This window comes from Escherichia sp. MOD1-EC7003 (genome assembly GCF_002965065.1).
Classification (GTDB): Bacteria; Pseudomonadota; Gammaproteobacteria; order Enterobacterales; family Enterobacteriaceae; genus Escherichia.
The window spans coordinates 1-7,524 of sequence record NZ_PTRE01000121.1; the positions used below are offsets into that span (position 1 = coordinate 1).

The window sequence follows — 7,524 nt, forward strand, 5'->3', positions numbered from 1 at the left end:
CCCTGGAAAGTTGATCTGAGCTCTCAGTAAATATCAATACGGTTCTGACGAGCCGCTTACCTTCATTTTGTCGTCGTTTCCATATTATTTTTAGCAGATTCCGCCTGTAATTTTTTGATTTCTTGTTCTCTGTGGCGCGCAAACTCTTTACGGGTCGTGACGCGTTCATACAAAGTAATATCGGTAATACCCCCACTCCACATGCCAAAATGACCTCGTATATCCATATCAAATACTCCAGCTATCCGGACATAATCGCCATTTAGCTGACGAGCACGAGCTAAGGTCACGACTGGGTTTGGGAAATCAATATCCAACCACACGCTATCATTTTGAACAAAGTTTTCCCAGGATTCTTTATTCAAATATATAGTGTTGCCTTCAAACTCAATATTGCCGACACCTTCGACAACCACCTTTTGCAAATGGTATTTTTCTGGCTGGGCAAGTAGTGCCGTCATTGATATCGAATGAGAAAAATGATCGCGCGAGGGTTCATTAATTACAGCTCTGCGTTTCATTCGCGTATCTTCGCGTATTTCTGCCCGTAGACTGTTGGGGATTTCAGTACCGTCATCGATGTCTTCTATTAGCCAACGATGATTACCATTTTCACGAACCAGCACCAGCCCCAGTAACCGGTGGACATCGGTGCTATTTTGTTTAATAACCAACTGCAACAGTACATGCGTTCGGCCACCATTTAGGTGTGTGCTTTGGATTATTTCTGCAGAAACGAAAGTGTCATCGACACAGCGACACAAAAGATTATTATTTAGCCAGGGTGTCATTTTGCCAGGAGTAACATTCATATTACTACGCAAATCGAGACTGAATTCATCGGTTATTGGTATATCTCCATTACTGGTCAATGGTTGATATAAACGCTCTATCGCTTCATTAATCGATTCTTTGCACAACACGTTTCCGCTGAAGCCACAGAACAACAGAATAAAGAAACAGGTGTGCCGGCGTCGCATAATCATGTCCTCTTTTTCTTAGCAAACAGCCTCTAACCCGGCAACTGACACGCTGCCGGGGATTTTTTTTCATTCTGCGTACATACGCAAGCAGCGCAGGCAATCAAAATAGTCCTGAGCATCAAGACGCGTATTGGCTCTGTTAGCTTCGGATTTTGCGGCATAGATTTGTGGACGTAATGCTTTAATATCCTGCTCAAGTCGGGCTATTTTTGCATTCAGAGTTTGCACATTGCCCGCCAGTTGATTGACTTTTTGCTCATTGACGCAGCCTGTGAGTATGAATATTAGAGAGAATAGTAACAGTTGATTATTCATTTCCAGTTTCCTTTATTTGGTATTAATTATTCAGCTCATTGCTTTAATCTGGCGGCGGTTTTCGCCTCAATCTGTTTAAGTAGGCTGCCGCTGTTTGGGCGGATAAAATCAGCGATTTCCCACTTGCCATCGCGCCGTTGTAAAATCAATTCTTGCTCTTCGTTGTTGCCATTGGTCAGCGTAAAACGAACCTGAATACGGGCAGAATCGGCGGTTTTCTCCAGGACACGAATTTCGTCAACGCGTGAAAATAGCGACTCTTCGCCAAAACAGATAGGATTGTCGTAAATAAATTGCCGTTCTATCTGCATATCTTCATCGGGATTGTTGGCAGTCTTGAAGGTGGTTTTATATAAGGCATTGACCGCCTGGCGGTAAGCGTCGGAAACCACCCACGTCCACGGCCAGCTATAATCAGCAATATGTTCAAAGAGTTCGGCAACAAAGGCTTCTGGCTGTTCTTTTTGCAATGAAGCTAAAGCTGCCAGCGTTTTTTCATTCTCGCTGTTAACTGCTTGCCAGACGCTGCCATGGTTGCTGACAATATCATCAATGACCCAACGACCATTTTCTGCCACCATTTTCAGTGTCTGCGTGGTCTTTTCTTTATCGTCTTTAAAGATACGAAAGCGCACAACGACATCGGCATGATCGGCGTCAGTTTGGGTTATCGCTACGCTTTCTAACACCAGCTCGCCAAAATCCTGACAATCACAAACCGGATCATAATCCAGCCAGCCAACATCGCCCGGCAGCGTAAGATTGTCGTTCAGGGTAAGTGCTTGTTGAATACGCGCAGAAGTTATCGACTGCTCTCCGGCTTCACCGAAATAAGGCGTACTGGCATCTGATTTATAGTTCTGATAAATCTGTCGGACGGTTTGTTCTACGGTCTGTGAGGGAGGCTGTGCATGTACGGTAAAACTGGCCAGAGCTGCTAAAAACAGAAGTATTATTTTCATCTGTTTTTCACCTCTCCGTTACGTTCATCCCGGATGTAGATGAGTTGTTTCTTTAAGAGCTTCCGGCTCTGCATGATGCTGCCCTTATATTTGACGTTTCTGAACAAGGAAGAGTAACAACGGGCGGGACGCGAGGGGAATAAATGATTTCTGAAAAGTCCGGTAGCGGAACATTACCGCCACCGGGAGAATTGGTGCGTTAGCCGCCGAACTGGTCAGGATCGGGGCCGAGGCGTTTGCCCTGATCGAGTTTGGCGATTTCACCAAGTTCGTCTTTATCGAGACGGAAATCCCAGACATCAAAGTTTTCAGCAATACGTGAAGGTGTGACCGATTTCGGGATCACCACCAGGCCGCTATCCAGATGCCAGCGGATAACAATCTGCGCCGGGGTTTTGCCGTATTTATCTGCCAGATCGCGAATGACTTTCTGATCGAAAACGCCTTTCCCTCCCTGAGCTAGTGGGCTCCAGGATTCGGTCTGGATTTTGTGTGTCGCGTTCCAGGCATGTAGCTGGCGTTGTTGCATCAGAGGGTGAAGTTCGATCTGGTTTATCACCGGCATCACACCTGTTTCATCAATCAGGCGTTGCAGGTGGTGGATCTGGAAGTTGCACACACCGATGCTTTTGATTAAGCCCTCTTTTTGCAATTCGATCATGCCTTTCCATGCTTCGACATAATGGTCGATAGCGGGAACGGGCCAGTGCATTAAGTAGAGGTCGACATAATCAAGCTGTAATTTTTTCAGGCTGTCTAGCAGGGCTTCACGAGGGCGCTTGTGGTCGTCGTTCCACAGTTTAGTGGTGATGAACAGTTCTTCTCTGTTAACTGAGGTATTTTTCAGGGCTTTGCCGACACCCTCTTCGTTCTTATAGGCTGCGGCGGTATCAATCGAGCGATAACCCACTTCTAATGCTTTTTGAATGGCAGTGATGACCTCCTCATTACTTGCTTGCCAGACGCCCAGTCCCAACTGGGGCATAACATTGCCATCCTGTAGCTTAATAACGGTTGGATTAGCCATACGTTCCTCCTTTATATGAACTCACCGGAGCAGGCTCCGGTGAGGTGTTGTGAACTTAAGTCTGGACGAAATGCCCGAAAACGAAAGTTTGAGGCGTAAAAAGCTTAGCGGGCGGCTTCGTATATACGGCGGCTGACATCCAGCGTAATGTCATGATTTTCGCCCAGTTGGGTCATACCGTGCTCTTCCAGTTTTTTCAGCAAAGCCGGGATGGAGCTGCCGTCCAGACCGTAGTCGGAGAGGTGGGTTGGCACGCCTAATTGCTCAAAGAAATTGCGGGTTGCGGCAATCGCGGCGTCAATACGCTCATCGTCGGAACCTTCAGTGATGTTCCAGACGCGTTCAGCATATTGCAACAGCTTGGCACGCTTGGTGTCGCGTTTTTCATTCCACAGTGCAGGCAGGACGATAGCCAGCGTTTGCGCGTGATCCAGACCATGCATCGCAGTCAGTTCGTGGCCCAGCATATGCGTTGCCCAGTCCTGCGGTACGCCAGCGCCAATCAAACCGTTCAGCGCCTGAGTTGCCGCCCACATGACGTTGGCGCGCACATCGTAGTTTTCTGGCTCTTTCAGGGCTTTCGGACCATCTTCGATTAGCGTCAGCAAAATGCCTTCTGCGAAACGGTCCTGAATTTTGCCATCAACCGGTTTGGTAACATACTGTTCCACGGTGTGCACAAAGGCGTCCACTACGCCGTTAGCCACCTGACGCGGCGGCAGGGTGTAGGTATAAACCGGATCGAGCACGGCAAATACAGGCTGAACATGGGCAGAATGGAACGCCTGCTTGTCGCCTGTGGTTTTACGGGAGATCACCGCGCCTGCGTTGGATTCTGAACCGGTTGCTGGCAGCGTCAGCACACAGCCCATCGGGATGGCGCTTTTAATCTCTTTACCGCCCGTTTGCAGAATGTGCCACGGATCGATATTTTCCGGATAGTTAGCCGCAGCGGCGATAAATTTGGTGCCGTCCAGTACGGAACCGCCGCCAACCGCCAGCAGGAAAGTTACTTTCTGTTCGCGAACCAGTTTCACGGCGTTCATCAGCGTTTCATAAGCCGGGTTTGGCTCAATACCGCCAAATTCCAGCACGTCCATGCCTTTCAGGGCATCCAGAACTTGATCGAGAACACCGGTTTTTTTCACGCTGCCGCCACCGTAGGTAATCAATACGCGTGCATCGTGAGGAATTTGTTCGCGTAAACCAGCGATTGCGCCTTGACCAAACAGAATGCGGGTTGGGGTGTGCAGATTAAAATTGTTCATTACTTGCTCCCTTTGCTGGGTCAATATGAGGGCAGAGATCGGTCTGCCTGATGTTTTTCATTGTGGTCGCCAGCGCCGTAGCTCTCAATGCTCATTTCTGTCAATGTCTTGCCTATTTCTCCAGAGTGCTGGAGAAATGCTACAAAATTGCGCACAATCAAATTGCCGCATTATTCCTAAGAAATTACGCGATATGAAACGTAAAGAGATTTGCCGCTTGCTGGCGGGGAAAGTTAATAAACTGAAAAATAAAGAAAATAGTTTGTCAGCGCTGTTGCCCAACGTGCGTTTATTGTATGGCGAGACGCCTTTCGCACGTACACCGGTGATGTACGAGCCTGGCATCATAATTCTCTTTTCCGGGCATAAAATCGGTTATATCAATGAACGCGTGTTTCGTTATGATGCCAATGAATACCTGCTGCTGACGGTGCCGTTGCCGTTTGAGTGCGAAACCTATGCCACGTCAGAGGTGCCGCTGGCAGGCTTGCGTCTCAATGTCGATATTTTGCAGTTACAAGAGCTGTTGATGGACATTGGCGAAGATGAGCATTTCCAGCCGTCGATGGCAGCCAGCGGGATTAACTCTGCCACGTTATCAGAAGAGATTTTATGCGCAGCGGAGCGGCTACTGGACGTGATGGAGCGACCGCTGGATGCGCGTATTCTCGGCAAACAGATCATCCGCGAAATTCTGTACTACGTGCTGACCGGACCTCGCGGTGGCGCGTTACTGGCGCTGGTCAGTCGCCAGACTCACTTCAGCCTGATTAGCCGTGTGTTAAAACGAATTGAAAATAAATACACCGAAAACCTGAGCGTCGAGCAACTGGCGGCAGAAGCCAATATGAGTGTATCGGCGTTCCACCATAATTTTAAGTCTGTCACCAGCACCTCGCCGTTGCAGTATTTGAAGAATTATCGTCTGCATAAGGCGCGGATGATGATCATCCACGACGGCATGAAGGCCAGCGCGGCGGCGATGCGGGTTGGCTACGAAAGCGCATCGCAATTTAGCCGTGAGTTTAAACGTTACTTCGGTGTGACGCCGGGGGAAGATGCGGCAAGAATGCGGGCGATGCAGGGGAGTTAAATGCGTTCCCGGTACAGCAACCGGGAACGGGGAAAATCGTCAGGCGTTACAGTATTTTTTTTTAATCACCACAAACAGCGTGCCTAACAAGCCAGCGGTTAACAAGGCAATCGGCAGGATCATCAGGAACGTCATCACCTGATCTTCATGGCGTTTAACGAACGGAATCATGCTCAAGGCGTAGCCGAAACTGGTTACCACGCTGACCCACAGCAATCCGCTTAACCAGTTGAAAAACTGGAAGCGGGGGTTTGGCAGACCGGAAATACCCGCCATGGTTGGCAGCAGCGTACGGACAAATGCAAGAAAACGTCCAGCCAGCAGCGCCAGCAGACCGTGGCGGTCAAACATGCAGGTAGCGCGTTGGTGATATTTGGCCGGAAGCTGTTCCAGCCAGCCTTTCACGGTTTTGGTATTGCCTAACCAGCGCCCCTGAATATAACTTAACCAGCAGCCCAAACTTGCTGCGGCGGTCAGAATCGCAATCGTTGGCAGAAAATCCATAACCCCCTGGGCAATCAATGCACCTGCCAGTATCAACAAGCTGTCGCCGGGCAAAAATGAGGCGGGCAGCAGGCCGTTTTCTAAAAACAGCGTGGCAAACATGACAAAGTAAACAACGCTAACAATATGAGGGTCCGCCAGCGCGGCAAAGTCGTGTTGCCAAAGCGCAGCGATGATATCTTGAATAACAGCCATGGACTTTCCTGTGGAACAGCGTTTAAGCCTTTAACTGCCTATTGTACTCCTGAATCGCCCGGGACGCCTTGATCCCGGACGCAACAATTTAAGACTTTTCACAATTAAATGTCTGCAAAATTGTCCAAAAGTGGCAATGTTATACAATTCGCGCAAAACCGGCGTCCAGATCGGCAATCAGATCGTCGACATCTTCCAGACCAATATGCAAGCGAATCAAGGTCCCGCGAAAATCGATCTCGCCTTGCGGGCGAATGGCGGCGATATGTTCTGGTTGATTTGCAAGGATCAACGACTCAAACCCGCCCCACGAGTAGGCCATGCTGAATAAACTGAAGTTATTCAGATAGTTCGCCAGCTCTTCATCATTGAGTTTTTTCTTAAGCACAAAGGAAAATAGTCCACTGCTGCCTGTAAAGTCTCGTTTCCAGAATTCGTGGCCTTTACTGCCAGGCAGAGCAGGGTGGTTAACTCGCTCTACTTGCGGATGTTCTGCCAGCCATTCAGCCACTTTCAGGCTACTTTCATGATGTTGACGCAAACGCACACCTAAAGTGCGCAGGCCACGGCTGGTTATATAGGCGGTATCGGCATCGACCATCTGGCCCATCAGATAGGCATTCTCCCGCAGTTGCTCCCAGCAACGGGCATTGCATACGGCTGTGCCAATCATCGCATCTGAATGCCCAACCAGATATTTGGTGGCGGCCTGAATAGACACATCGATGCCAAAATCCAGCGCCTTAAACAGCACACCGGCCGCCCAGGTGTTGTCGATCATAATGATGGCATCCGGCACCACATTGCGCACGGCGGCAACAATCGCCGGAACGTCGTGGACTTCCATGGTGATGGAGCCTGGGGATTCCAGAAACACGATTTTAGTGTTCGGCTGCACATGTTTAACAATATCCGCGCCAATCAGAGGATCAAACCACGATGTCGTTACGCCCAGTTTGCTGAGGATTTTGCTACAGAAATCCTGACTCGGTTCATAGGCGGTGTTGGTCATCAACACATGATCTCCCTGTTCGACAAAAACAAGAATGGCGTTAGCAACCGCCGCTGCCCCACAGGGGAACAACACGCAGCCCGCGCCACCCTCCAGTTCGCACATCGCTTCTTGTAAGGGGAAATGGGTTAATGTTCCGCGCCGCCCATAGAACAAACCGCCCGT

General features: G+C 49.3%; 8 protein-coding genes. 1 reads left to right on the forward strand and 7 read right to left on the reverse strand.

What is annotated here, in order from left to right; genetic code table 11:
• Positions 1-62: 62 nt before the first annotated feature.
• The 5 genes from A7090_RS19430 to yqhD all read right to left on the reverse strand — a co-directional run bounded on the left by A7090_RS19430 (position 63) and on the right by yqhD (position 4,555).
• The gene (locus A7090_RS19430; RefSeq protein ID WP_105275255.1) at positions 63-980 is read right to left on the reverse strand and encodes a hypothetical protein; all 918 of its coding nucleotides are present in this window, start codon (positions 978-980) and stop codon (positions 63-65) included.
• Between the two features lie 69 nt (positions 981-1,049).
• Positions 1,050-1,298 carry a lipoprotein YqhH gene (yqhH, locus tag A7090_RS19435; RefSeq protein ID WP_105275248.1) on the reverse strand — a complete coding sequence of 83 codons (249 nt, stop codon included), beginning with the start codon at positions 1,296-1,298 and terminating at the stop codon, positions 1,050-1,052.
• Positions 1,299-1,333: 35 nt separating this feature from the next.
• Positions 1,334-2,260, reverse strand: a complete 927-nt coding sequence (locus A7090_RS19440; protein ID WP_105275249.1) for a YbjP/YqhG family protein — start codon at positions 2,258-2,260, stop codon at positions 1,334-1,336.
• Positions 2,261-2,459: 199 nt separating this feature from the next.
• Positions 2,460-3,287, reverse strand: coding sequence for a 2,5-didehydrogluconate reductase DkgA (gene dkgA, locus A7090_RS19445; protein WP_105275250.1), 828 nt, complete (start codon positions 3,285-3,287; stop codon positions 2,460-2,462).
• Positions 3,288-3,391: 104 nt separating this feature from the next.
• On the reverse strand, positions 3,392-4,555 hold the full coding sequence (yqhD, locus tag A7090_RS19450; protein ID WP_105275251.1) for an alcohol dehydrogenase: 1,164 nt from the start codon (positions 4,553-4,555) through the stop codon (positions 3,392-3,394).
• A gap of 193 nt (positions 4,556-4,748) precedes the next feature.
• Here yqhD and yqhC point away from each other — a divergent pair, with 193 nt between their 5' ends.
• Entirely contained in the window at positions 4,749-5,648 is a 900-nt protein-coding gene (gene yqhC / locus A7090_RS19455) for a DNA-binding transcriptional regulator YqhC (protein WP_157941482.1), read from the forward strand.
• Between the two features lie 39 nt (positions 5,649-5,687).
• Here yqhC and yghB read toward each other — a convergent pair whose 3' ends face one another.
• Both yghB and metC read right to left on the reverse strand, forming a co-directional pair.
• Positions 5,688-6,347, reverse strand: a complete 660-nt coding sequence (yghB, locus tag A7090_RS19460) for a DedA family general envelope maintenance protein YghB (protein WP_105275253.1) — start codon at positions 6,345-6,347, stop codon at positions 5,688-5,690.
• Positions 6,348-6,486: 139 nt separating this feature from the next.
• On the reverse strand, positions 6,487-7,524 hold a 1,038-nt coding region (metC, locus tag A7090_RS19465; protein WP_105275254.1), incomplete at its 5' end, for a cystathionine beta-lyase.

What these genes read in the sequence shown, in the direction of transcription:
- yqhH (WP_105275248.1), bottom strand. Translation starts at nt 1,298, where the DNA reads ATGAATAATCAACTGTTACTATTCTCTCTAATATTCATACTCACAGGC.
- yqhC (WP_157941482.1), top strand. Translation starts at nt 4,749, where the DNA reads ATGAAACGTAAAGAGATTTGCCGCTTGCTGGCGGGGAAAGTTAATAAA.
- A7090_RS19440 (WP_105275249.1), bottom strand. Translation starts at nt 2,260, where the DNA reads ATGAAAATAATACTTCTGTTTTTAGCAGCTCTGGCCAGTTTTACCGTA.
- A7090_RS19430 (WP_105275255.1), bottom strand. Translation starts at nt 980, where the DNA reads ATGCGACGCCGGCACACCTGTTTCTTTATTCTGTTGTTCTGTGGCTTC.
- dkgA (WP_105275250.1), bottom strand. Translation starts at nt 3,287, where the DNA reads ATGGCTAATCCAACCGTTATTAAGCTACAGGATGGCAATGTTATGCCC.
- yghB (WP_105275253.1), bottom strand. Translation starts at nt 6,347, where the DNA reads ATGGCTGTTATTCAAGATATCATCGCTGCGCTTTGGCAACACGACTTT.
- yqhD (WP_105275251.1), bottom strand. Translation starts at nt 4,555, where the DNA reads ATGAACAATTTTAATCTGCACACCCCAACCCGCATTCTGTTTGGTCAA.